This window comes from Corynebacterium sp. (genome assembly GCF_030532325.1).
GTDB lineage: Bacteria > Actinomycetota > Actinomycetes > Mycobacteriales > Mycobacteriaceae > Corynebacterium.
This window is the reverse complement of sequence record NZ_JAUNLS010000002.1, coordinates 71,342-95,268: the sequence shown is the minus strand read 5'-3', so window position 1 is coordinate 95,268 and position 23,927 is coordinate 71,342. Positions and strand designations below refer to the sequence as shown.

The 23,927-nt window shown below is 64.6% G+C and carries 20 protein-coding genes; 13 read left to right on the top strand and 7 right to left on the bottom strand.

Translation table 11 applies throughout. The annotated features are described in order from the left end of the window. Position 1 precedes the first annotated feature (1 nt). The 3 genes from Q4E25_RS01790 to Q4E25_RS01780 all read right to left on the bottom strand — a co-directional run bounded on the left by Q4E25_RS01790 (position 2) and on the right by Q4E25_RS01780 (position 2,694). Positions 2-586: a heme-copper oxidase subunit III gene (locus Q4E25_RS01790; RefSeq protein ID WP_303153604.1), complete on the bottom strand. Its 585-nt coding sequence runs from the start codon at positions 584-586 to the stop codon at positions 2-4. A gap of 578 nt (positions 587-1,164) precedes the next feature. Further along, positions 1,165-1,596, bottom strand: a complete 432-nt coding sequence (locus Q4E25_RS01785; RefSeq protein WP_303153380.1) for a cytochrome c oxidase subunit 4 — start codon at positions 1,594-1,596, stop codon at positions 1,165-1,167. A gap of 18 nt (positions 1,597-1,614) precedes the next feature. Beyond that, complete coding sequence (locus Q4E25_RS01780) at positions 1,615-2,694, bottom strand: cytochrome c oxidase subunit II (RefSeq protein WP_303153377.1); 1,080 nt, start codon at positions 2,692-2,694, stop codon at positions 1,615-1,617. 503 nt (positions 2,695-3,197) lie between these two features. On the opposite strand from Q4E25_RS01780, the gene asnB reads away from it, so the two are divergent. After that, positions 3,198-5,120, top strand: coding sequence for an asparagine synthase (glutamine-hydrolyzing) (asnB, locus tag Q4E25_RS01775; RefSeq protein ID WP_303153374.1), 1,923 nt, complete (start codon positions 3,198-3,200; stop codon positions 5,118-5,120). A 146-nt stretch (positions 5,121-5,266) separates the two neighbouring features. Here asnB and Q4E25_RS01770 read toward each other — a convergent pair whose 3' ends face one another. Then, positions 5,267-5,611, bottom strand: coding sequence for an iron-sulfur cluster assembly accessory protein (locus Q4E25_RS01770; RefSeq protein WP_303153372.1), 345 nt, complete (start codon positions 5,609-5,611; stop codon positions 5,267-5,269). Positions 5,612-5,790: 179 nt separating this feature from the next. Between Q4E25_RS01770 and Q4E25_RS01765 the strand changes: the two genes are divergently transcribed. Continuing rightward, the gene (locus Q4E25_RS01765) at positions 5,791-6,483 is read left to right on the top strand and encodes a DUF3043 domain-containing protein (protein ID WP_303153370.1); all 693 of its coding nucleotides are present in this window, start codon (positions 5,791-5,793) and stop codon (positions 6,481-6,483) included. Between the two features lie 26 nt (positions 6,484-6,509). Next, positions 6,510-7,538 (top strand): nicotinate-nucleotide--dimethylbenzimidazole phosphoribosyltransferase, encoded by a 1,029-nt coding sequence (locus tag Q4E25_RS01760; protein WP_303153367.1) that lies wholly within the window; start codon positions 6,510-6,512, stop codon positions 7,536-7,538. Positions 7,539-7,560: 22 nt separating this feature from the next. On the opposite strand, the gene Q4E25_RS01755 is transcribed toward Q4E25_RS01760, so the two are convergent. Beyond that, the gene (locus Q4E25_RS01755; protein ID WP_303153364.1) at positions 7,561-8,658 is read right to left on the bottom strand and encodes a branched-chain amino acid aminotransferase; all 1,098 of its coding nucleotides are present in this window, start codon (positions 8,656-8,658) and stop codon (positions 7,561-7,563) included. A 111-nt stretch (positions 8,659-8,769) separates the two neighbouring features. Between Q4E25_RS01755 and Q4E25_RS01750 the strand changes: the two genes are divergently transcribed. Beyond that, positions 8,770-10,269, top strand: coding sequence for a leucyl aminopeptidase (locus Q4E25_RS01750; protein ID WP_303153362.1), 1,500 nt, complete (start codon positions 8,770-8,772; stop codon positions 10,267-10,269). 12 nt (positions 10,270-10,281) lie between these two features. On the opposite strand, the gene Q4E25_RS01745 is transcribed toward Q4E25_RS01750, so the two are convergent. Further along, positions 10,282-11,556: a glutaminase gene (locus Q4E25_RS01745; RefSeq protein WP_303153359.1), complete on the bottom strand. Its 1,275-nt coding sequence runs from the start codon at positions 11,554-11,556 to the stop codon at positions 10,282-10,284. A gap of 28 nt (positions 11,557-11,584) precedes the next feature. On the opposite strand from Q4E25_RS01745, the gene Q4E25_RS01740 reads away from it, so the two are divergent. After that, positions 11,585-12,127, top strand: a complete 543-nt coding sequence (locus Q4E25_RS01740) for an isochorismatase family protein (RefSeq protein WP_303153356.1) — start codon at positions 11,585-11,587, stop codon at positions 12,125-12,127. Here the strand turns inward: Q4E25_RS01740 and Q4E25_RS01735 are convergent. Continuing rightward, positions 12,124-12,531, bottom strand: a complete 408-nt coding sequence (locus Q4E25_RS01735; protein ID WP_303153355.1) for an oxidoreductase — start codon at positions 12,529-12,531, stop codon at positions 12,124-12,126. The genes Q4E25_RS01740 and Q4E25_RS01735 overlap by 4 nt on opposite strands. Before the next feature lie 128 nt (positions 12,532-12,659). Between Q4E25_RS01735 and sucB the strand changes: the two genes are divergently transcribed. The 8 genes from sucB to Q4E25_RS01695 all read left to right on the top strand — a co-directional run bounded on the left by sucB (position 12,660) and on the right by Q4E25_RS01695 (position 23,509). Then, on the top strand, positions 12,660-14,696 hold the full coding sequence (gene sucB, locus Q4E25_RS01730) for a 2-oxoglutarate dehydrogenase, E2 component, dihydrolipoamide succinyltransferase (RefSeq protein WP_303153354.1): 2,037 nt from the start codon (positions 12,660-12,662) through the stop codon (positions 14,694-14,696). Between the two features lie 177 nt (positions 14,697-14,873). After that, the gene (locus Q4E25_RS01725; protein WP_303153351.1) at positions 14,874-16,019 is read left to right on the top strand and encodes an MFS transporter; all 1,146 of its coding nucleotides are present in this window, start codon (positions 14,874-14,876) and stop codon (positions 16,017-16,019) included. A gap of 86 nt (positions 16,020-16,105) precedes the next feature. Further along, entirely contained in the window at positions 16,106-18,967 is a 2,862-nt protein-coding gene (gcvP, locus tag Q4E25_RS01720; protein ID WP_303153349.1) for an aminomethyl-transferring glycine dehydrogenase, read from the top strand. A gap of 3 nt (positions 18,968-18,970) precedes the next feature. Further along, entirely contained in the window at positions 18,971-20,083 is a 1,113-nt protein-coding gene (gcvT, locus tag Q4E25_RS01715; RefSeq protein WP_303153346.1) for a glycine cleavage system aminomethyltransferase GcvT, read from the top strand. A 42-nt stretch (positions 20,084-20,125) separates the two neighbouring features. Continuing rightward, positions 20,126-20,515 carry a glycine cleavage system protein GcvH gene (gene gcvH, locus Q4E25_RS01710; protein WP_303153343.1) on the top strand — a complete coding sequence of 130 codons (390 nt, stop codon included), beginning with the start codon at positions 20,126-20,128 and terminating at the stop codon, positions 20,513-20,515. A 97-nt stretch (positions 20,516-20,612) separates the two neighbouring features. Further along, entirely contained in the window at positions 20,613-21,422 is an 810-nt protein-coding gene (lipB, locus tag Q4E25_RS01705; protein ID WP_303153342.1) for a lipoyl(octanoyl) transferase LipB, read from the top strand. Positions 21,423-21,544: 122 nt separating this feature from the next. Continuing rightward, on the top strand, positions 21,545-22,609 hold the full coding sequence (gene lipA, locus Q4E25_RS01700; protein WP_303153603.1) for a lipoyl synthase: 1,065 nt from the start codon (positions 21,545-21,547) through the stop codon (positions 22,607-22,609). Positions 22,610-22,726: 117 nt separating this feature from the next. After that, positions 22,727-23,509, top strand: a complete 783-nt coding sequence (locus tag Q4E25_RS01695; protein ID WP_303153339.1) for a DUF4191 domain-containing protein — start codon at positions 22,727-22,729, stop codon at positions 23,507-23,509. The last annotated feature ends 418 nt before the right edge of the window (positions 23,510-23,927 follow it).

Sequence of the window (23,927 nt, the reverse complement as noted above, 5' to 3'; positions counted from 1 at the left end):
CCTACTGAACTAGGTAGATGACTACGAACACGCCAATCCAGACAACGTCGACGAAGTGCCAGTAGTAGGACACTGCCATCGCCGCGGTTGCCTGTGCCGGCGTGAACTTCGACTTGGCAATACGCGCCATGATAATGCAGAACGCAATAAGGCCTGCCGTCACGTGCGCGGCGTGGAAGCCGGTCAGGATGTAGAAGACCGAGCCAAACACGCTGGCCTGAACAGTCACACCGTGCAGGATCAGCTCCGTCCACTCGAAGGCCATGATGCCCAAGAAGACAACACCCAACGCGATGGTCACCGAGTACCAGACGCGGAGCTTAAATACGTCACCCCTTTCTGCTGCGAAAACGCCGAACTGGGAGGTCACGGAGGAAAGAACCAGGACCGTCGTGATGACAAAGCCCATCGGCACGTTAATGTGCGCGGTGTGCTCGGCCCAGTCGCCCTCTTGACCGTTTGCACGCGAGGTGAACCACATCGCGAACAACCCAGCAAAGAACATCAATTCCTGAGACAGGAACACGATGGTGCCGACGCTGACCATGTTGGGTCGGTTCAGCGCGGCAACACGTGGTGCTGCCATACCTTGGTTTGAAACTACGCTCGTCACGCATATCAGTATGGCCGGTCAGCACGGTGAAGTCACCTCATCACCCCCCGATATTTTTCGCCTTTCTGCACTTCTTTCCGCACCGTTCGCCCCACGAACGACATCAGAAGTATTTCTGGGTTGTGCGGGAGCTTTTTGACGCGAATTCCGACGCCACATCGCTGCAGGTAATCCGCCAGATTTGCACAACTCACCGTTTCACCTGCCCCGCGCGCAAGGAAATCTTGAAAGGTACAGGCCGCGTTCGCAACCAGTTTCCCCCAATCAATCCATGAGATAAATCACAGCTCAGTTACGGCCGAAAGGCACTGGTTTGCAACTTTCGGTTGACCCCCGTAAAAATACCGATTTACGTGCTACAACTTCCCGCCGAGCGCGAGAATTCTCCGCCTTTTGGCGCGCGTCCCTCCCCCGCCGGCACAGCTTTTCCGGAAAATTTCGGATTCTGGGGAACTTTTTACCACGCTTTGCGACGCCCCGATCACCAATGCCCCTGCCACCGAAACGGTAGCAGGGGCAAGAGAAGTGTTGGAAAGGCTAGCGGCTAGCGGCTAGTGCTTTTCCTTCGGCAGACCGTACTGGAGGGACAGGCCGGTCACGGAGGCCACCAGCAGGACTGCGCCGAGGGCAATCAGCCAGTAGTAGAGGAAGATGACGCCCAGGCCCAACACGGCGATGGAGCCGGTCATGGCCAGCGGCCAGATGGAGCTCGGGGAGAAGAAGCCGAGGATGCCAGCGCCGTCCTCAGTCTCTGCCTCTTCCCAGTCCTCAGGGGCAACGTCGACACGCTTGTCGGTGAAGTTGAGGTAGACACCCAGCATCATGCACAACAGGAAGGCGAGGACCAGGCCGACGAGGCCCGCCCACTCGGTGCCGTACATGTAGCCGTCATCCTTGACAAAGTTCACGCCGAGGACGTAAACGATGAGCGACACGAACAGGTAGGTCGCAATGGAGAAGAAAATCTTAGATGTTGCTCGCATTGTGTATCAGTTCCCTTCTTATGCCGCACTCTTCGTGTCGACAAAGTTGTCGGCATCGCGGGTGTCACGCTGAGAGTTGAACGGAGAGGTGGTCACTGCGTAGGGCTCCTCGCCAATCTCAGCCAGAGCCTCAGCGTTGGTTGCCTCCGGGTTCTCCTCGCGGAACTTGAGGTACTGGTTGAAGGCATCGCGGTCCACAACGCGGATCTCGAAGTTCATCATGGAGTGGTAGGTACCGCACATCTCAGCACAGCGGCCGACGAAGGCGCCCTTCTCCTCAATCTTCTCAATCTGGAAGCGGCGCTCCTGGGAGTTGGCCTCCGGGTGAGCGTAGACGTCACGCTTGAACAGGAACTCCGGAACCCAGAAGGCGTGGGAGACGTCGCCAGAGGCGAGACGGAACTCAATCGGGGTGTCCACCGGGAGAACCAGCACCGGGACCTCTTCGGTGGTACCGACGGTCTCGATCTTGTTGAAGTTCAGGTAGGAGATGTCACCCATGGACTTACCGTGGATCGGGTTCGGGTTCTTCACACCCTCCGGATCCTTGGAGGACTTCTCAGCCAGCTTCTGGCGGGCCTCGTCAGCACCCTCGTAGTTCTCGCCGTTCACCTTGTTCTCGGCGTAACCGAACTTCCAGTTCCACTGGTATGCGGTGACGTCAACGGTGACCTCTGGGTTCTTATCCAGCGCGGTGACCTTCTGCTGCGCCTGAACAGTGAAGAAGAACAGGCCCATGATGATGATGACCGGGATAATGGTCAGAGCGATCTCCAGCGGCACGTTGTATTGCAGCTGCTTCGGGAACTCGCCCTTGCCTTCCTTCTTGGCCCTCTTCGCGCTCCAGCGGAAGATGGCGGTGAGGAACAGGCCCCACATCACAAAACCGATAATCCAAGCGGCGACCCAGACCCAGATCCAGAAGTTGTACATAGAGTGCGCCTCAGGGGTGACACCCTTCGGCCAACCGAAGCCCAGGAGGTTCTCCATGGCTTCCGGCGCTGCTACGTCACAACCCGCCAGGGCAAAGCCGCCAAGAGCGATTGCGCCAGCTAGGCCCGCCTTGCGGGCGAAGTTGCGCTGCTTACGCTGTCCCACGTGTGTTCTGCCTTTCTGTCCACACTAACTTCTCGAATACTCACAGAGCATTCCCACCCAATCAGGATAGTGGATCGACCTTGAATTTCAGACCTTTTTGCAGGTGCCTGATTGGCCAATCCCAACCCAGTAAGCACTGAACGCATGGGATGTTACCTGCCCACCTGCATAAGGTCACAACCTCCTTCTTCCCCACCCCCACTTTGCTATGACCCAATTCACAGGCCGAGGGCTTCGGCATCATCCGAAAGTTCGCACCCTTACGGGGAAGCTTTCAGGTGGCTTCATCCAGGGAATTTTCAGCTCGCCATTCCCCCGCCCCGCCACCGGCGCGAGCGAGGCTGTGAGGCGCCGGACCAGAGGGGCGTCGTCAAGCATGGCGTGCAAGAACCACGGCGCGGGGTTCGATCATCCGGGTCCGCTCCCCGTAAAGTGTCACGCAGTAGGACTGAGGCCGCCCTTAGCCTAAAGAACCCTAAACTTTCACAAGGAGCAAACACCTCATGTGTGGACTTTGCGGACTACTAACCGCCAACCACAACGCCGCCGAGTACATCGAGGCCCTCGAGGCCTCGTTGCAGTGCATGCGTCACCGCGGCCCGGATGCCGCCGGAACGTGGCATGACGAGGACGCCGCGTTTGGCTTCAACCGCCTTTCCATTATCGATTTGGAACACTCCCATCAGCCGCTACGCTGGGGCCCGCAGGACAACCCCGAACGCTACGCCCTAACCTTCAACGGCGAGATCTACAACTACGTGGAACTGCGCAAGGAACTGCAGGAGTCAGGCTATTCCTTTAATACTGAGGGCGACGGCGAACCCATCGTCGTGGGCTACCACCATTGGGGTGAGGATGTGGTGCACCACCTGCGCGGAATGTTCGGATTTGTCATCTGGGACACCGAAACCAAGACCACGTTTGCCGCCCGCGACCAGTTTGGCATCAAGCCGCTGTACTACGCCACCACCGAGTCCGGCACCATCTTCGCCTCCGAGATGAAGTGCATCCTGGAGATGGCGGAGCCACTGGGTCTAGACCTCAGCCTTGATAAGCGCGCCATCGAGCACTACATCGACCTCCAGTACGTGCCGGAGCCGGAATCCCTGCACGCCAACATCCGCCGCGTGGAATCCGGCTCTACCGTGACGCTGCGCCCGGGCGAGGACGTGATGAACAAGCGCTACTTCTCCCCGCGCTTCCCCGTCAAGCAGGTGCCGGCTGGCCAGGAGCAGGAGCTCTTCGACCGCATCGCCCGCGCCCTGGAGGATTCCGTGGAGAAGCACATGCGCGCCGACGTCACCGTGGGTTCCTTCCTCTCCGGCGGTATCGACTCCACCGCCATCGCGGCCTTGGCCAAGCGCCACAACCCCAACCTGCTCACCTTCACCACTGGCTTCGAGCGAGAGGGCTACTCGGAGGTCGACGTTGCCGCGGAGTCCGCGGAAGCCATCGGCGTGGAACACATCGTCAAAATCGTCTCGCCGGAGGAGTACGCCGAGGCCGTGCCGAAGATCATGTGGTACCTGGACAACCCGGTGGCGGATCCCTCGCTGGTACCGCTCTACTTCGTGGCCCAAGAAGCTCGCAAGCACGTCAAGGTGGTGCTCTCCGGCGAGGGCGCCGACGAGCTCTTCGGCGGTTACACCATTTATAAGGAGCCGCTGTCCCTAGCACCCTTTGAGAAGATCCCCTCTCCCCTGCGCCGCGGGCTGGGCCGCCTTTCCACCATCCTGCCGGAGGGCATGAAGGGCAAGTCCCTGCTCAACCGCGGCTCGATGAGCATGGAGGAGCGCTACTACGGCAACGCCCGCTCCTTCAACTTCGAGCAGATGCAGCGCGTCATCCCGTGGGCCAAGCGGGAGTGGGACCACCGTGAGGTCACCGCCCCCATCTACGCACAGTCCGAGGGCTTCGACCCCGTGGCCCGCATGCAGCACCTGGATCTCTTCACCTGGATGCGCGGTGACATCCTGGTCAAGGCCGACAAGATGAACATGGCCAACTCCCTCGAGCTGCGCGTGCCCTTCCTGGATAAGGAAGTGTTCAAGGTGGCTGAGACCATCCCGCACGATCTCAAGATCGCCCACGGCACCACCAAGTACGCCCTGCGCAAGGCCATGGAGCAGATCGTTCCGCCGCACGTGCTGCACCGCAAGAAGCTCGGCTTCCCGGTGCCCATGCGCCACTGGCTGGCTGGCGACGAGCTCTTTGGCTGGGCGCAGGATCAGATCAACGACTCCCACACTGAGGACATCTTCAACAAGAAGGAAGTCCTGGAGATGCTCAAGGAGCACCGCGACGGCATCAGTGATCACTCCCGCCGCCTGTGGACCGTGCTCTCCTTCATGATCTGGCACGGCATCTTCGTGGAGGGCCGCATCGATCCCAAGATCGAGCAGCGCGACTACCCCGTCAAGCTTTAGGCCCCACGCGCCTCCGGTCGGACAGCCAGTCGGAGGCAAATACGCAACTAAAACAAGGCCTCCTTCCCCGCCCACACAGCGAGGAAGGAGGCCTTGCCCTTTCAATCACCACAAGCGCGCAGAGCCCAGGCGCGCGCTACAGGGTTTTAGTTGAAGGAATCACCACAGGCGCAGGAGCCACCGGCATTCGGGTTATCGATGGTGAAACCCTGAGCCTCAATGGTGTCAGAGAAGTCGATCTTGGCGCCGGTGAGGTAAGGCACGGACATCTTGTCCACCACCAGGTTCACGCCGCCGATGGTGTCCACCTTGTCACCATCAAGGGTGCGGTCATCGAAGTAAAGCTGGTAGCGCAGGCCAGCGCAGCCGCCGGGCTGAACGGCGATGCGCAGGGAGAGGTCATCGCGGCCTTCCTGATCAAGCAGGGCCTTTGCCTTCGCAGCAGCGGCCTCAGTCAAGATGACACCGGTTGCGGATGCCGGAGCGGTCATGGTTTCTCCTCACATTTTCTACGGAAATTCTGGGCACTACCCTACCCCGCCCTCCGCCAAGATTAAAGGCGGCAACACGCGGCAAGGATGGTTCAGGGCCCGTGGTCTACGTGCTGTGCAACGCGCTGAGCCCGGGGCCTATTCCCACCTCAGGCCCCTCACCTTGTAGTCTGAACTGCGTGAAACTTCCGTGGCAAAAAGATGAACAGAACCCCTCCGAGCAGCAGGCCCCCACGCCCGCGCCGAAGTCTTCCACCCCTGAGAAGAAATACCCCAAGGGGTACACGCCGCCCAAGGGTCGCCCCACTCCCAAGCGCGATGCGCAGGAGATCGCCCGCGGCGTCAAGCGCGATCCCAACGGCATGTCCGATGCCCAGCGCTACCAGCACCGCAAGGAGCTGAAGAAGTCCATGTCCAAGGAGGAGTGGAAGGAATTCAAGCGCAAGGAGCGCGAGGAGTCCCGCGAGCGCAACAAGGTCATGCAGGAGCGCATGGCCGCCGGCGACGAGCGCTACCTGCTCGCCCGCGACCGCGGCGAGGTGCGCCGCTACGTGCGCAACTGGGTGGATTCCCGCCGCTTCCTCAACGAGTGGGTCATGCCCTTTGCCATCGTGCTGCTGATCCTCATGTTCTTCGGCACCGCAAACCCGAACCTGTCCAACATCATCTCCATCGCGTCGATGGCAGTCATCCTGGTCTTCGCCGTCGAGGGCGTCATGCTGGCCCGCCGCTGCAACAACGCGGTGCGCATCAAGTTCCCCGGCACCACCGAGGCCGGCTTCGGCTTGGGCTTCTACGCCTACTCGCGCGCCAGCCAGCCGCGTAAGTGGCGCACTCCCCGCCCGCAGGTTGAGCGCGGCGCCAACGTCTAGTTTCCACGGCTTTTGGAGAGCTCGCAATGCCAGAGATTACTGCCGTCCCGCAACCTGACTTCCAGGCCCGCAGCGCCATTGCCACAGCGCTGGCCACCTCGGTGCGCGGCGCGTCCTTTGGGCGCCTGAACTCGGTAGCCGCGTGGCTCGGCGCCTGCCAGGGAACGGCCCCCGCCGGTCGGATTGACCGCGCGCGCTTGGTCATCTTTGCCGGCCGTCATGGCATCGCCAGCCGCGAGGTGGAGGGCGTGGGCCTGTCCGCCTTTGCCCCGGAGTCCGACGAGGAACAAATCGCCGAGCTGCATTCCGGCGCCGGCCCTCTGCACACCGCCGCCCGCCGCGCGGGCGTGGGCATCGAGCTGGTGCAGTGCCCGCCCTCGGCCCCCATTGACGTCGAGGAGGCCATGAGCACGGAGCTTTTCGAGGAGGCCTTCGCCGTGGGCCAGGCCGCCGCCGACCGCGAGATCGACGCCGGCGCGGATCTCCTCATCCCCACCGAGCTGGGCGTGGGCGGCAGCACCGTGGCCGCCACCATCATCGGGCGCCTCAGTTTTACCGAGCCGGTGGCCATCGTGGGCCCGGGCTCCGGGGTGACCGATGAGATGTGGAAGACCAAGGTCACCGTCATTCGCGATGCCATGTTCCGCACCCGCAACCTGGAGGGCCTCGAGGTTGTCCAGTCCGCTGGCTCCCCCAGCGTGGCCGCCCTGGTGGGCTTCATCTACCAGGCTGCGCTGCGCCGCACCCCGATGCTTGTCGACGGCCCCCTCACCGCCACCGCCGCGGTCATCGCCGAGCGCATCGCCCCCGGCGTGAAGGGCTGGCTGCTAGCCACCAGCGTGACCACGGAGCCCGCGCACGTGCTCGCGCTCAAGGAGCTGGAACTCGAGCCGCTGCTCAGCCTGGATATGCGCGCCGGCCAATCCCTCGGTGCTTTGATGGCCATGCCGCTCATCGAGACCGCTGTGGAGCTGGCCGGCGAGGAATTCGCCGTCCAGACCCGCGCAGGGCAAAGCCCCGAAGGCGACGAGGCCTCCGCCTCCCCCAAGGCCTAACTCCCCCCCCTAGTTCTCGGCGCTACTTCACCAGCGTGTGCAGCCAGCCGTGGGTGTCTTCCACGCTGCCGCGCTGGATGCCGGTGAGGCGCTCGCGCAGGGCCATGGTGGTCTCGCCAGGCTCGTTGTTGTTCACCACAAAGTCGGTGTCGTTGCCCATGACGTGGCCCACCGGGGTGATGACAGCCGCGGTGCCGCAGGCAAAGGCCTCGGTCATCGCGCCGGAGGCCACATCCTCGGCCCACTCCTGGTAGGTGATGCGGCGCTCTTCGGTCTTGAGCCCCATGTCCTCGGCCACCTGGAGCAGGGACTTGCGGGTAATGCCCGGCAGCAGTGAGCCGGAGAGCTTCGGGGTCACCAGGGTCTGGTCCTCGCCCTCGCCGTAGATAAAGGCGAGGTTCATGCCGCCCATCTCCTCGATGTAGCGGCGCTCGATGGCGTCCAGCCACACCACTTGGTCGCAGCCCTTCTCCGCAGCCTGGGCCTGAGCCAGCAGGGAGCCTGCGTAGTTGCCGGCGAACTTGGCCGCGCCCGTGCCACCAGGAGCCGCGCGGACGTAGTCCGTGGACAGCCACACGGAGACCGGCTTGACGCCGCCGGTGAAGTAGGCGCCGGCCGGGCTGGCGATGACCACGTAACGGTAGGAGCTAGCGGGGTGAACGCCCAGGGAAACCTCGGTAGAGATCATAAAGGGGCGCAGGTAGAGGGACTCTTCGCCGCCGGCGGCGGGGACCCAGTCACGGTCGACGTCGACAAGCTGGCGCAGGGACTCGATGAACTCCTCCTCCGGCAGCTCCGGCATGGCCATGCGCTCGGCGGAGGCGATGAGGCGCTGGGCGTTCTCCTCCGGGCGGAAGGTGGCGATGCTGCCGTCGGGCTGACGGTAGGCCTTGATGCCCTCGAAGATGGCCTGGCCGTAGTGGAAGACGTTGGAGGCCGGGTCCATGGAGAAGGGCTCGTAGGGGCGAACTTGGGCGTCGTGCCAGCCCTTGTCCTCGCTCCACTCGATGGTCACCATGTGATCACTAAAGTGCTTGCCAAAGCCCGGGTTGGCCAGGATCTCCTTCAGCCGCTCGGGGGAGGTGGGGGTGGACGTGCGGGTAACTGTGTAATTCAACATGCCCACAGGCTACCCCTTGGTTTTTGCCTTAGCAGCCAAATTCGAGATCCAAATTACAGGTAGAGTATTTGGCGTAGAACCTTAATCGACTGTGATTTTCAAGGAGGACTCGTGGCTTCTTCCACGTTTGATCTGCCCGCCCGCGGCGCTGTCCCGTCCGTTGAGCTATCCAAGAAGGCCCCGAAGAAGGCTGACGCCATCCTCATCCCCGCTTTCGCCGGCGAGGACGGCCTCGAGCTGCCCGGCACCGACCTGCTCGATTCCGCAGCGGTGCGCGCCACCTACGAGGCACTTAGCGCCGTCGGCGCCACCGGCCGCGCGGGCGAAATCACCCGCGTGCCGGCTCCTCAGGACTCCAAGGCTTCCCTGGTCATCGCCGTGGGCCTGGGCGAGGCCGAGTCGCTGGATTCCGAGGCCCTGCGCCGCGCTGCCGGCAGCGCGGCCCGCTCCCTGGCTGGCGTGGGCACCGTGGCCACCACGCTGGGTGACTTCGGCATGAGCGCCGCCGTCGAGGGCGTCATCCTGGGCGGCTACACCTACCGCGGCATCCGCTCCTCCGAGGCGGCCAAGTCCGAGGCCCCGGCCTCCTTCGTCTTCGTCGCCGGCAAGTCCGCCGCCCAGGAGTTCGAGGCCGCCCGCATCACCGCGGAGTCCGTGGTGCTGGCCCGCGATCTGGTCAACGTTCCCTCCAACGAGCTCTACCCGGCAAGCTACGCCGAGTTCCTCTCCGCGCAGGCCAAGGAGGCCGGCCTCAAGGTGGAGATCCTCGATGAGAAGGAGCTGGCTGCCCAGGGCTTCGGCGGCATCCTGGCCGTGGGCAAGGGCTCCCAGCGCCCGCCGCGCCTGGTGCGCCTGACCTGGGCGCCGAAGAAGGCCACGAAGTCCGTGGCCCTGGTGGGCAAGGGCATCACCTTCGATACCGGCGGCATCTCCCTCAAGCCGGGCAACGGCATGTGGGACATGATTTCTGACATGGGTGGCTCCGCCGCCATGGCCGCGGCCATCATCGCGGCCGCCAAGCTGGAGCTGCCGGTCAAGGTGGTGGCCACCCTGCCGCTGGCGGAGAACATGCCGGATGGCGCCGCCACCCGCCCGGGCGATGTCATCACCCACTACGGCGGCCTGACCAGCGAGGTGCTCAACACCGACGCCGAGGGACGCCTCGTGCTTGCCGACGCCATCGCGCGCGCCAGCGAGGACAAGCCCGACTTCCTGCTGGAGACCGCCACCCTCACCGGCGCGCAGATCGTCGCCCTGGGCGCGCGCACCGCGGGCGTCATGGGCTCCGACGAGCTGCGTGACCGCATCGCTGAGATCGGCCGCGAGGTGGGCGAGAACGCCTGGGCCATGCCGCTGCTCGAGGAGCACGATGAGGAGGTCAAGTCCCAGGCCGCCGACATCCGCAACATCAACGCCAAGCGCGAGGGCGGCATGGAGTTCGCCGGCACCTACCTGCAGAAGTTCGTGGGCGAGGGCATCGAGTGGGCTCACATCGACGTCGCCGGCCCGTCCTGGAACGGCGGCGCTCCCCGCGGCTACACCTCCAAGCGCGCCACCGGCGTTCCGGTGCGCACGGTGGTCGCCGCCCTCCAGGAGATCGCTGAGGCCTAAGTAGCCACGTTCCTACTCCTGCGGATCGGTGATGACGTAGTCTTCCCGGTCCGCCAGCGGCACCATGGTGCCGTCGGACATCGCGCGGTCGGTGACGATTCCCTTCTCATCGAACAGCGCCACCTCATTGCCTTCGTCGCGCAAGCGGCGGAGGCTTTCTTTGAGCATTTTGCGCCCCATCTTGTGTAGACCGGTGACCAAGGAGAAGTCCAGCGCGAGCTTCTTTCCGGAGAACTGGCGTTGCGTCAGCTCGTAGAGCACGGCCTCGGCGGCGGTGAAGTTAATGTGACCCTGCAGGCGGATGATGGCGATCTCCTCGTCCTCATCCACCGTGCGCACCGGGTACACGCCGAAGCGCTTCTCCGTGGACATCAGGTGCAGGCCCATGTCCTCGGAGAAGAGCTCGAAGGCCTCCACCCCGCGCACGCTGTTGCCTTGCTCGTTGAGCCGCGGGGAGAAGGTGGCTACGCCCAGCTGCCCCGGCAGGGTGCCCAGCAGGCCGCCGGAAACCCCGGACTTCGCGGGGATACCCACCTCCGCCATCCACTTGCCGGCGCCGTCGTACATGCCGCAGGAGCTCATGCCCGCCAGGGTCAGGCGGCACACGTCGGCGTCGAGCACTTTCTCCCCTGTCACCGGCTGGCGCCCACCGTTGGCCAGCGTGGCGGACATGATGGCCAGATCGCGCACGTCGACGGACAGCGAGCACTGCTTGATGTAGGAGAGCACGGCGTCGTGAGCCTCGTCTTGGATGACTCCGTAGCTGCGCAGCATGTGGGCGATGGAGAGGTTGCGCTCGCTGTTTTCTAGCTCGGAGTCGCACACGGAGTCGTCGATCAGCAGCTCGCGGCCTGCCAGCTGGGACATGAAGCTGCGGATGCGCTCCACGCGGTCCTCCACCGTGGAATCCACGCCGTTGATGATCTGATTGACGGCAATAGCCCCAGCGTTGATCATTGGGTTGACCGGCCGGTTGTCCTTGCCCAGTGAGAGTTCGTTGAAGGCTTGGCCGCTGGGCTCCATTCCCACCACCTCGTTGACGGCCTCCCGGCCCAGCTCCTGCAGGGCCAGCGCGTAGACGAAGGGCTTGGAGATGGACTGGATGCTAAACCGCGTCTCGGCATCGCCGGCACAGTACAGGTGCCCGGTCACCGAGCACAGCGCCACGCCGAGGGTCTCGGGGTTGGCGTCCGCTAGCTCCGGGATGTAGTCAGCCACCTGCCCGTCCCGGTTATCGCGCACGGAGTCGAGAATTCTGCCTAGGTAATACGGAATCGGAGTCTGCATGCCCTCCAAGGGTATAGACTTCTGCCTCATGAAGCCCACGCTGATTATTGTCGATGTCCAAAATGATTTCTGCCCGGGCGGGGCGCTGGCCACTGCCCGCGGCGACGAGGTCGCGGAGAAGATCGCTGGCCTCGTCCCCGACTACGACACCGTGATTGCCACCCAGGATTGGCACATTGAGCCCGAGGGACACTTCTCGGAGAACCCCGACTTTGTGGATACCTGGCCGGTGCACTGCGTCGCCGAGACCGAAGGCGCGGCCATGCACCCGGCGCTTGCCCAGGCCCCCATCGCCGCCTTCTTCCGCAAGGGCGCCTACACCGCGGCCTACTCCGGCTTCGAGGGCGAGGCCGAGGGCATCCCGCTGGCGCAGTGGCTGCGGGAACATGGGCACGAGGCGGTGGACATCGTGGGCATCGCCACCGATCACTGCGTGCTGGCCACCGCGCGCGACGCCCTCAAAGAGGGCTTGCGTGTGCGCGTGCTGCGCGAGTACTGCTCGCCTGTCGACGACACCCGGGGCGAGGCCGCCTTGGAGTCCCTCGCGGCGGCTGGGGCGGAGATTATCTAGCTGCCGCTGCCTTCGCCGCCGCGCTGGCGCTCTTCGAAGCGTCGGCGGCGCTCGCGTTGCTCCTCGCGCTTGCGCAGGATGCGTTCACGCTCGATACGCTCGCGCATGCGCTGCGGATAGCCAGTCTCCTCGACGTCATAGACGTCGCAGCGCAGAAGCTTGGCCACGGCATCAATGCCCTTCGGCCCTCCGATGCGGCGGCGGATGAAGGCGCCGTTTTCATCGACGACTACCACCGACATCTCGTTGACCACCGTCTCCGGCTCCACGAAGGCCTCGATGTAGGCCCGGCCGCGGGCCCAGTCCGCCAGCTCGCGGGCGTCCTCAGCGCGGATGGTCTCACCTGGTGCCCGCGGGGGACGCAGCTGCGATGCGGAACGGTTGCGGCGGAAAGGGTTGAACATAAAACACCACCCTACCCGGTGGGGCGGGTGGGCTTATCAACCCCACTCATGCACGCCTTGAGGCGCTTCGCGGTAGGATTGGACACCAGCGTTTGAACAATTCCGACTTTCGAGGAGTCTTATTACTTATGGCACACTCCGTTGTGATGCCCGAACTGGGCGAATCCGTAACCGAAGGCACGATTACCCAGTGGCTGAAGGGTGTCGGTGACACTGTCGAGGTCGACGAGCCGCTGCTCGAGGTCTCCACAGACAAGGTCGATACCGAAATCCCCTCCCCCGTTGCCGGCACCATCCTCGAAATCAAGGCTGAGGAGGATGACACCGTCGACGTCGGCGCTGTGATCGCCATTATCGGTGACGAGGGCGAGTCCGCTGACTCCGGTTCCGCCGATGAGGCACCGGCTGAGGAGGAGGACAAGGCTGAGGAGTCTGAGTCGAAGTCCGAGGAGAAGGAAGAGTCCGCACCGGCTTCCTCCGGCGAGGCCACCGACGTCGTCATGCCCGAGCTCGGCGAGTCCGTCACCGAGGGCACCATCACCCAGTGGCTGAAGTCCGTGGGTGACACCGTCGAGGTCGACGAGCCGCTGCTCGAGGTCTCCACCGACAAGGTCGACACCGAAATCCCCTCCCCGGTCGCCGGCACCATCGTAGAAATCGTCGCTGACGAGGACGACACCGTCGACGTCGGCGCCGTCATCGCCCGCATCGGCGACGGCTCCGCCCCGGCCGCCAAGCAGGACGACAAGGCCGCAGAGAAGACAGAAAAGGCAGAGCCAAAGGCAGAAGAAAAGAAGGAAGAGCCCGCACCGGCTTCCTCCGGCGAGGCCACCGACGTCGTCATGCCCGAGCTCGGCGAGTCCGTCACCGAGGGCACCATCACCCAGTGGCTGAAGTCCGTGGGTGACACCGTCGAGGTCGACGAGCCGCTGCTCGAGGTCTCCACCGACAAGGTCGACACCGAAATCCCCTCCCCGGTCGCCGGCACCATCGTAGAAATCGTCGCTGACGAGGACGACACCGTCGACGTCGGCGCCGTCATCGCCCGCATCGGCGACGGCTCCGCCCCGGCCGCCAAGCAGGACGACAAGGCCGCAGAGAAGACAGAAAAGGCAGAAGAAAAGAAGGAAGAGCCCAAGGCCGAGAAGAAGGAAGAGCCGAAGAAGGAGGCACCGGCAGCCGCTGAGGCTCCGAAGACCACCGAGCCTTCCACCAAGGTCAACAACGGCGACGACATCCCGTACGTCACCCCGCTGGTGCGCAAGCTGGCTGAGAAGCACGGCGTGGATCTGAGCACCGTGACCGGTACCGGCGTCGGCGGCCGCATCCGCAAGCAGGACGTGCTCGCTGCTGCTGGCGAGGGCGAGGCACCGGCAGCTACCTCCGGTTCCTCCGACCCGCGCGCCCGCTGGTCCACCAAGTCCGTGGATCCGTCCAAGGCTGAGCTCATCGGCACCACCCAGAAGGTCAACCGCATCCGCGAGATCACCGCGTCCAAGATGGTCGAGGCCCTGCAGATCTCCGCACAGCTCACCCACGTGCAGGAAGTCGATATGACCGCCATCTGGGATATGCGCAAGCAGGCCAAGCAGGCGTTCATCGACAAGTACGGCGCCAACCTCTCCTTCCTGCCGTTCATCGTGAAGGCCACCGTTGAGGCGCTGGTTTCCCACCCGAACGTCAACGCCTCCTACAACCCGGAGACCAAGGAGATGACCTACCACGCGGATGTCAACGTCGCCATCGCCGTTGATACCCCGAAGGGCCTGCTGACCCCGGTCATCCACAAGGCACAGGAGCTCACCCTGCCGGAGATCGCCCAGCAGATCGCCGAGCTGGCTGACAAGGCCCGCAACAACAAGCTCAAGCCGAACGACCTCACCGGTGCCACCTTCACCGTGACCAACATCGGCTCTGAGGGCGCACTGCTCGACACCCCGATCCTGGTTCCGCCGCAGGCCGGCATCCTGGGCACCGCCGCTATCACCAAGCGCGCGGTCGTGGTCAACGAGAACGGCCAGGACGCCATCGCCATCCGCCAGATGTGCTACCTGCCGTTCACCTACGACCACCAGGTCGTCGACGGTGCTGACGCTGGCCGCTTCATCACCACCATCAAGGACCGTCTGGAGACCGCCAACTTTGAAGAGGATCTTGCCCTCTAAGGTTTCTTAGGCACACGGTTCCCTTAAGCCCCCGCCCGCACTGAGTTCTGACCGCTTACGGTCAGCTCGGTGGGCGGGGGCTTTCGTGTGGGCGGCGCATCCACCTCCGGCCCGCCCAAAGGACACACCCACACCCTTTATGTGACGCGTACAACAATACGGGTTAGACTGTCACGCATGCTGAAAAAAGAGTGGCTGCGCGTCGCCTTGGGAATGTTTCTCGTCGCCTTCGGCGCCAACCTATTCGCGCCGATGGTCGTCACCTACCAGCTGCACACCCCGCTGACCGTCCTGCACACCACGTTCCTCTTCGGCATCTACGCCGTGGGAATCATGGTGGCACTGTTCCTCGGCGGGCCGCTCTCCGATTCCTTGGGGCGCCGCGCCATCATGCGCCCGGCCATGCTGGCCACCATCACCGGCTCGGTGGTGCTGCTTGCCGGCTGGCGTGGCTTCTTCCTGCCGCTGCTGCTCGGCCGCTTGCTCATTGGCATCGCCGTGGGCCTGAGCATGTCCTCCGGTGCGGCGTGGATCAAGGAGCTGAGCACCCACATCCACGCCGGCGCGCGGCGCTCCTCCATCGCGCTCTCGGCGGGCTTCGCCCTCTCCCCGGCAGTCTCCGGTATCCTCGCGCAGTTTGTCCTCGCCCCTACCCTGGTGCCCTACCTCGCCCACATCCTGCTCGCGCTGGGCATCATCCCACTGGTGTGGACCGCCAAGGCAGGCCCCGCAGCCGGGCGCCCCGGTTCCTTCTTCCCACGCAGCCTGCTCACCCCGCACTTCCTGCCGGTTGCCGTGGCCGCGCCGTGGGTCTTCGGCTCCGCCACCACCGCCTTTGCCTTCCTGCCGAGTTTCCTCTCGGAGCATCTTGAGCGCCCCATCCTCGCCGCGGGCCTGACCGCCATGCTCACCATGGGCACGGGCGTGGGCGTGCAGCAGCTCGCCGGGCGGGTGCGGGTGACCACCACCCACGCCATGGTCTTCGCCACCGCGGGCATGGGCCTGTGCCTCTTTATCGTCGCCAACCACGAGCACCCGTGGACGGTGTGGCTGCTCCCACTGGCCGCCGTCGTCATGGGCGCCTCCTATGGCATGGGCATGCTCGACGGGCTGGCGCGCACCCAGGCGCTGTGCGATCCCGCGGAAGTGGGAGCGGCAACGGGGGTGTTCTATTCACTGACCTATCTGGGGTTCTTCGCGCCCTTCATCCTGTCTTTTTTGGGCCCTGCGGTGGGCTATTCATCCACATTCATCGTTGGCATCCTCGTGGCCGGACTCACCGCATTGTGGCTGTTCACCGCAGGCAGGGGTAACCGCAGATAACCGCATGAAACACCCTTTATACTTGGGGGCGGTTATACCCCATTTCGGGTATCTAACGATGTAGACCCACAAAGGAGATTGGACATATGGATTTCATCTCTCGCCATTTGGGCCCGGATTCTTCCGAGCAGGCGACGATGCTGAACACCGTGGGATACAGCAGCGTTGACGCTCTTGTCGACGCCGCCCTCCCCACCTCCATCCGCGCAACGTCCGCGCCGAAGCTGCCGGACGCGTTGAGCGAAGACGAAGCGCAAGCCACCCTGCGGGCCTACGCCTCCAAGAACGTGCTGCTGAAGTCCTTTTACGGGCAAGGCTTCTCCGATACCCTGACCCCGGCGGTCATCCGCCGCGGCTTGTTGGAGGACGCCGGATGGTACACCGCCTACACCCCCTACCAGCCGGAGATTTCGCAGGGCCGTCTGGAAGCGCTGCTCAACTTCCAGACCATGATCCAGTCCCTGAGCGGACTGCCCATCGCTAACGCCTCGCTGCTCGATGAAGCCTCCGCCACCGCCGAGGCCGTGGGGCTTATGGCCCGCGCCGTGCGCAAGGGCCGCCGCGTCATCCTGGATTCCCGCCTGCACCCGCAGGTGCTCGCCGTGGCCGCCGAGCGCGCCCGCGCCGTGGAGCTGGAGGTGGAGATCCTCGACATCCGCGAGGGCATCGTGGGCGAGGACCTGGTGGGCGCGGTCATCGCCTACACCGGCACCGAGGGCGATATCTTCGATCCCCGCCAGGTCATCGAGGAGCTGCACACCCGCGGCGGCCTGGTCACCGTGAACACCGACCCGCTCTCCCTGCTCATGCTGGAGGCACCGGGTACCTTTGGCGCGGACATCGTCATCGGCTCCTCCCAGCGCTTCGGCGTGCCGCTCTTCTTCGGCGGCCCGCACGCTGCCTACATGGCCGTGACTGACAAGCTCAAGCGCCAGATGCCAGGCCGCCTGGTGGGCGTGTCCAAGGACGCCGAGGGCCGCCCGGCCTACCGCCTGGCCCTGCAGACCCGCGAGCAGCACATCCGCCGCGAGCGCGCGACCTCCAACATCTGCACTGCGCAGGCGCTGCTGGCCAACGTGGCCTCCATGTACGCCGTCTACCACGGCCCGCAGGGTCTGAAGGAGATTGCCCAGCGCGTCCACGCCCTGGCAGCCACCTTCGCCGCCGCGCTGCAGAAGGCCGGCGTGGCCCTGGCGGCCGAGGAGTTCTTCGACACCGTCACCGCCACCGGCGTTGACGCCGCTGCCATTAAGTCCGCGCTGCAGGAGAAGGGCTACCTGGTCCGCGCCATTGGCAGCGATAAGGTCTCCGTCTCCTTCGGCGAGTCCGCCTCGCTGGAGGATGTCGCCGTGCTCGCCGTCGCCTTCGGCGCCGAAGCTCCGGAATCCGCGCTCGAGCCCGAGGCCGCTGCTACCGAGTCTTTCCCGGAGGCCCTGGCCCGCGCCGAGGCCCCGCTGGAGCACCCGATCTTTAACAGCATCCACTCCGAGACCCAGATGATGCGCTACCTGCGTACTCTGGCGGATAAGGATCTGGCCCTGGACCGCACGATGATCCCACTGGGCTCGTGCACCATGAAGCTCAACCCCACGGCCGCCATGGAGCCCATCTCCTGGCCGGAGTTCGCGGGCATCCATCCCTACGCCCCGGAGGAGACCACCGCCGGCTGGCGCGAGCTCATCGAGGAGCTGGAGGCCTGGCTGGCGGAGCTGACCGGCTACGCCAAGGTCTCCATTCAGCCTAACGCCGGCTCCCAGGGCGAGCTGGCCGGCCTGCTGGCCATCCGCCGCTACCACGTGGCCAACGGGGATCACGGCCGTGACGTCGTCCTCATCCCGGCCTCCGCGCACGGCACCAACGCGGCCTCGGCCACGCTGGCTAACCTGCGCGTGGTGGTTGTGGCCACCGCCGATGACGGCTCCATCGACCTGGCTGATTTGGACGCCAAGATCGAGCAGCACGGCGAGCACATCGCCGGCATCATGATCACTTACCCCTCCACCCACGGCGTTTTCGACCCCGAGGTGCGCGACGTGTGTGACAAGGTCCACGCCGCCGGCGGGCAGGTCTACATCGACGGCGCCAACATGAACGCGCTGACCGGCTGGGCGCGCCCGGGTGACTTCGGCGGCGACGTCTCCCACCTCAACCTGCACAAGACCTTCACCATCCCGCACGGCGGCGGTGGCCCGGGCGTGGGCCCGGTGGGCGTGGCCAAGCACCTCGTGCCTTTCCTGCCTACCGACGCCAACGATCCCCAGCGCGATCCCTCCCAGCCGGCCGCCATCGGCACCGGCGTTCCCTCCACCGCCACCAAGTACGGCTCCGCCGGTGTGCTGCCGATCTCCTGGGCCTACTTGGCCATGGTGGGTAGCGAGGGCGTCAGCTCCGCCACCAGCCACGCCATTCTGGGTGCGAATTACCTGGCGGCCTCCCTCAAGGATTCCTTCCCGGTGCTCTATACCGGCAACGAGGGCCTAGTGGCCCACGAGTGCATCTTCGACCTGCGCGAGCTGACCGACGCCTCCGGTGTCACCGCAGCCGATGTGGCCAAGCGCCTCGTGGACTACGGCTTCCACGCCCCCACCCTTTCCTTCCCGGTGGCCGGCACCCTCATGGTGGAGCCCACCGAGTCCGAGGATCTGGCCGAGCTCGATCGCTTCGTCGAGGCCATGCGCGCCATTCGCGCGGAAATCCAGGAGATCATCGACGGCACCATCGCCTACGAGGACTCCGTCATCCACAACGCCCCCTTCACCGCCCAGTCCGTGGCCACCGACGAGTGGGAGTACTCCTTCAGCCGCGCGCAGGCCGCCTACCCGGTGGATTCCCTGCGCCAGAACAAGTACTTCCCGCCGGTGCGCCGCATCGACGAGGCCTACGGCGACCGCAACCTCGTGTGCTCCTGCCCACCGCCGGAGGCCTTCGACCTGACCCAGGAGGATTAATCCATGACTGAACTGCTCAACTCACCGCTGCACGCAGAGCACGAGAAGCTCGGCGCATCCTTTACCGCCTTCGGCCCGTGGAACATGCCGCTGAAGTACGGCAACGAGCTTGAAGAGCACCGCGCTGTGCGCGGCGCCGCCGGCCTCTTCGATCTCTCCCACATGGGCGAGATCTGGGTCAGCGGCCCGCAGGCCGCAGAGTTCTTGACCTACGCCTTCATCTCCAACCTCACCACCCTCAAGGAGGGCAAGGCCAAGTACTCCATGATCTGCGCCGAGGACGGAGGCATCATCGATGACCTCATCACCTACCGCGTGGAGGAGGAGAAGTTCCTCGTAGTTCCCAACGCTGGCAACGCCGACATCGTGTGGGAGGCACTCAACGAGCGCGCCGCGGGCTTCGAGGTCGAGCTGCACAACGCCTCCCGCGAGCTCGCTCTGGTGGCCATCCAAGGCCCCAAGGCAGCTGAGATCCTCGTACCCTTGGTGGAGGAGGCCAAGCAGGGTGACGTCGACAAGCTGCCTTACTACGCGGCGATGAAGGCCCAGGTCTCCGGTCTGGATGCGCTGGTGTGCCGCACCGGCTACACCGGCGAGGACGGCTTCGAGGTCATCGTCGCCAACGCTGACGCCTCCGCGCTGTGGAACGCACTGCTCGAGGCCGGCTCCGGCGAGGGGCTCATCCCCTGCGGCCTGGCCGCCCGCGACTCCCTGCGCCTGGAGGCAGGCATGCCGCTCTACGGCAACGAGCTCAGCCGCGAGATCACCCCGGTGGAAGCCGGCATGACCCGCGCCTTTGCCAAGAAGGAGCAGGACTTCGTGGGCGCAGAGGAGATGCGCGCGCACGCCGAGCGCGGCCCCAAGGTGGTCATCACCGGCCTGACCTCCGAGCAGCGCCGCGCCGCCCGCTCCGGCTCCGAGGTCTTCGTGGGCGAGCAGAAGGTCGGCACCGTGACCTCCGGCCAGCCCTCCCCCACCCTGGGGCACCCGGTGGCCCTGGCGCTCATCGATACCAGCGCGAACCTGCAGCCTGGCGACTCCGTCGAGGTGGACATCCGCGGCAAGCGCTACCCCTTCGAGGTTTCTTCTCTGCCCTTCTACAAGCGCGAGAAGTAACCGCTACACTTTTTCACAAGCAACTACTGAAAGGACTCCGTCATGGCTACCCTTCCTTCTGACTTTTCCTACTCCGAGGACCACGAGTGGATTAACTCCTCCGCTGACGCCGCCGTCGGCTCCACCGTCCGCGTAGGCATTACCTCCGTGGCTGCTGACCGCCTGGGTGAGGTTGTCTTCGCCGAGCTGCCCGCCGTGGGTGACACCGTCACCGCCGGCGAGACCTGTGGCGAGGTGGAGTCCACCAAGTCCGTCTCCGACCTCTACTCCCCGGTCACCGGCACCGTCACCGCGGTCAATGAGGCCGTGCACGATGACTACGCCGTCATCAACAACGATCCTTTCGGTGAAGGCTGGCTCTTCGAGGTCGAGGCCACCGAGACCGACAAGCTCATGAGCGCCGAGGAGTACGCCGCAGCCAACGGCGTCTAAGGCACCACCTGCCTCATGCTGGGGAGCAGTGCTAGCGAAAGCTGGTACGTGCTCCCCTTTCTGATCTCCGCGCTTGCGGGGGCTAGACTTGGCAGGCATGACTGCTCCACGCGAACCATTCTTTCCCGCCGATCGCTCCATCCGTGACAGCTCCGAGCCCGTGGAGATTCGCCATTTAGGCCGCATGGACTACCAGGAGGCCTGGGACCTGCAGGCGGAGATTGCCGCCGAGCGCGCCGCGGGCGAGCGCGGGGACATCATCCTGGTGGTGGAGCACCCCAACATCTACACCGCGGGCAAGCGCACCCAGCCGGAGGACATGCCGGATAACGGCCTGCCCGTCATCACCGTGGACCGTGGTGGGCGCATCACCTGGCACGGCGAGGGCCAGCTGGTGCTCTACCCCATCATCAAGCTGGCGGAGCCGGTGGATGTTGTAGATTACGTCCGCCGCCTCGAAGAGGCCATCATCCAGGCCGTGCGCGAGATGGGCGTGACCACCGCCGGGCGCATCGACGGGCGCTCGGGCGTGTGGGTGCCGCACACCACCCCGGCCGCCGATCCCGCCGCCCCGAAGCGCGACCGCAAGCTCGGCGCGCTGGGTATTCGCATCACCCGCGGGGTGACCATGCACGGCCTAGCGCTCAACTGCAACAACACGCTGGAGTACTACGAGCACATCATTGCCTGCGGCATCGACGACGCCGACGTGTCCACCCTCTCCCTCGAGCTCGGCCGCGAGGTCACCATCGAGGACGCCGAAGCCCCGCTTATCGACGCCCTCCTGCGCGCCCTCTCCGGCGAGCTCGTCGTGGCAGATCACACCTTCGCCTCTGCCCCCGATCCCATCAAGCTGGCTAACGAAAAGGCACGTCAGGCGCGCCGCGCCCAGCAGGCGGGTTCATAAGCCACACCCGATGGAATACTTCCACGGGTAGAAAGAATTGAATAAAGAAGAGCCTTGAGTAAGCAAACCCCCCTCAACACGTAAAGTGAGATCCTGTGACTGTAAAGCCTGAAGGACGCAAGATGCTGCGCATTGAGAAGAAGAATGCGGAGTCCCCCATCGAGCAAAAGCCGCGCTGGATTCGCAACCAGGTGCGCACCGGCCCGGGCTACGAGGACATGAAGTCCCGCGTCTCCGGCGCCTCCCTGCACACCGTGTGCCAGGAGGCCGGCTGCCCGAACATCCACGAGTGCTGGGAGTCCCGCGAGGCCACCTTCCTCATCGGCGGTGACAAGTGCACCCGCCGCTGCGACTTCTGCGATATTGCCACTGGCAAGCCCAGCGAGCTGGACCGCGACGAGCCGCGCCGCGTGGCGGAGAACATCCAGGAGATGGACCTCAACTACACCACCATCACCGGCGTGACCCGCGACGACCTCCCGGACGAGGGCGCCTGGCTCTACGCCGAGGTGGTGCGCAAGATCCACGAGCTCAACCCGAACACCGGCGTGGAGAATCTCACCCCGGACTTCTCCGGCAAGCCGGACCTGCTCCAGGAAGTCTTCGAGGCCCGCCCGGAGGTCTTTGCCCACAACCTGGAGACTGTGCCGCGCATCTTCCGCCGCATCCGCCCGGCCTTCCGCTACGAGCGCTCCCTCGACGTCATCCGCCAGGCTCATGACTTTGGCTTGATCACCAAGTCCAACCTCATCCTGGGCATGGGCGAGAGCAAGGAGGAAATCGAGGAGGCCCTGCGCGATCTGCGCTCCGCCGGCTGCGACATCATCACCATTACCCAGTACCTGCGCCCGGGCCCGCGCTTCCACCCGATTGAGCGCTGGGTGCGCCCGGAGGAGTTCGTGGAGCACTCCCAGTTGGCCAAGGAGCTGGGCTTCGGCGGCGTCATGTCCGGCCCGCTGGTGCGCTCTTCTTACCGCGCAGGCCGCCTCTATGTGCAGGCCATGGAGGCCCGCGGACTGGAGCTGCCGGATAACCTCAAGCACCTGGCTGAGACTTCCCAGGGCGCTACCGCCCAGGAGGCCTCCACCTTGCTGGAGAAGTACGGCCCCTCCGAGGAGACCCCGGTGACCACCCGCATGGTCAAGACCCCGCAGCGCCCTGAGACCGCTGCCTCGACCATCCGCTAGTTGCTCCAGAGCCTCTGCGAGCATTTGCTCGTTACTCCGGATTTAACTCTGTGACGGCCCCGCTTCGGCTGGGGCCGTTTTTAACATTTCTCCCTCTTGACCTTTAAAGTAGGAATCATGGCACAAGACGATAAGGCAGCTCTCAAGGCTGCGAAGAAGCAAGAGCGCGCCGCGAAGCGTGAGCGCCGCAAGCAAACCCGCAGCCAGATGTGGCAGGCGTTTAACATGCAGCGCAAGCAGGACAAGGCGCTGATCCCCATCATGCTGGCCGCCTTCCTGGGCCTGGGCCTGCTGTTCTTCCTTATCGGACTGCTCTTCAACGGCCAGTGGTTCATGCTCATCATCGGCCTAGGTCTGGGCGCGATGCTGGCCATGTTCCTCTTTACCCGCCGCCTTGAGCGCGACATGTACAAGAAGGTCGAGGATCAGCCCGGCGTGGCTGGTTGGGCTCTGGAGCAGCAGCTGCGCAACACCGTTGGTGTGGTGTGGAAGGTCAAGACTGGCGTGGCTGCGACCCGCCACCAGGATCTGGTCCACCGCGTCATCGGCAACTCCGGCGTGGTCTTCGTTGCTGAGGGTGACCGCAAGCGCCTGCAGCCGACGATGAACACTCTGAAGAAGCGCGTGGACAAGCTGGCCGGCGGCGTGCCCGTCTACGAGATCTACGTCGGCAGCGGTGAGGACGAGGTGCCCGTGGCCAAGCTGCGCAGCAAGATCATGAAGCTGCCGCGCAACTACAACAAGGAGCAGACCTACGCCAACATCCGCCGCATTGAGGCCATGGATGACCTGCCGGGTACCACCCCGGGTCTGCCCAAGGGCCCGCTGCCGCGCCAGGCGCAGAACATGGCGGGCATGAACCGCCGCATGCGCCGCGCCCAGCAGCGCAAGGGCAAGTAGGCGCCAGCCTTTCAGACGCCACAACAGAACAACAGCCCTTCCCCACTGCCGAGGATTCTCGGTGCGGGGAAGGGCTGTTGCTTTACGCGCACCTCCCCGGGCTCTAGGCCAAGAAGCAGCGAAGACATAGACGCTTTCACGCGCTAAATCGAGCTTTCCCGTTTTCAGTACGTGTTCATCTAGCGCCGTTTCCCGTCCTTTATGTCTCCCAGCTTCAATTTCCGCCTCTGAATCGGCAGTTGTTGAGCAGGATTTTGAAGCTGGGAGACCCTAAGCCCGGATCCTGCCCATGCCGAGCCTTGCCTACGCCGAACTTTGCCGATATCCAGCGCGACGGCACCTCAAGGACCTCACGGACCTCCCGGACGCTATCTAACTTCTATTGAAAACGGGAAAGCTCGATTTAGGCAGAAAATCT

Coding starts and splice junctions, on each gene's coding strand:
- Q4E25_RS01790 (WP_303153604.1), bottom strand. CDS start 586: ATGGCAGCACCACGTGTTGCCGCGCTGAACCGACCCAACATGGTCAGC.
- Q4E25_RS01785 (WP_303153380.1), bottom strand. CDS start 1,596: ATGCGAGCAACATCTAAGATTTTCTTCTCCATTGCGACCTACCTGTTC.
- asnB (WP_303153374.1), top strand. CDS start 3,198: ATGTGTGGACTTTGCGGACTACTAACCGCCAACCACAACGCCGCCGAG.
- Q4E25_RS01770 (WP_303153372.1), bottom strand. CDS start 5,611: ATGACCGCTCCGGCATCCGCAACCGGTGTCATCTTGACTGAGGCCGCT.
- Q4E25_RS01760 (WP_303153367.1), top strand. CDS start 6,510: ATGCCAGAGATTACTGCCGTCCCGCAACCTGACTTCCAGGCCCGCAGC.
- Q4E25_RS01755 (WP_303153364.1), bottom strand. CDS start 8,658: ATGTTGAATTACACAGTTACCCGCACGTCCACCCCCACCTCCCCCGAG.
- Q4E25_RS01745 (WP_303153359.1), bottom strand. CDS start 11,556: ATGCAGACTCCGATTCCGTATTACCTAGGCAGAATTCTCGACTCCGTG.
- Q4E25_RS01740 (WP_303153356.1), top strand. CDS start 11,585: ATGAAGCCCACGCTGATTATTGTCGATGTCCAAAATGATTTCTGCCCG.
- Q4E25_RS01735 (WP_303153355.1), bottom strand. CDS start 12,531: ATGTTCAACCCTTTCCGCCGCAACCGTTCCGCATCGCAGCTGCGTCCC.
- sucB (WP_303153354.1), top strand. CDS start 12,660: ATGGCACACTCCGTTGTGATGCCCGAACTGGGCGAATCCGTAACCGAA.
- Q4E25_RS01725 (WP_303153351.1), top strand. CDS start 14,874: ATGCTGAAAAAAGAGTGGCTGCGCGTCGCCTTGGGAATGTTTCTCGTC.
- gcvP (WP_303153349.1), top strand. CDS start 16,106: ATGGATTTCATCTCTCGCCATTTGGGCCCGGATTCTTCCGAGCAGGCG.
- gcvT (WP_303153346.1), top strand. CDS start 18,971: ATGACTGAACTGCTCAACTCACCGCTGCACGCAGAGCACGAGAAGCTC.
- gcvH (WP_303153343.1), top strand. CDS start 20,126: ATGGCTACCCTTCCTTCTGACTTTTCCTACTCCGAGGACCACGAGTGG.
- lipB (WP_303153342.1), top strand. CDS start 20,613: ATGACTGCTCCACGCGAACCATTCTTTCCCGCCGATCGCTCCATCCGT.
- lipA (WP_303153603.1), top strand. CDS start 21,545: ATGCTGCGCATTGAGAAGAAGAATGCGGAGTCCCCCATCGAGCAAAAG.
- Q4E25_RS01695 (WP_303153339.1), top strand. CDS start 22,727: ATGGCACAAGACGATAAGGCAGCTCTCAAGGCTGCGAAGAAGCAAGAG.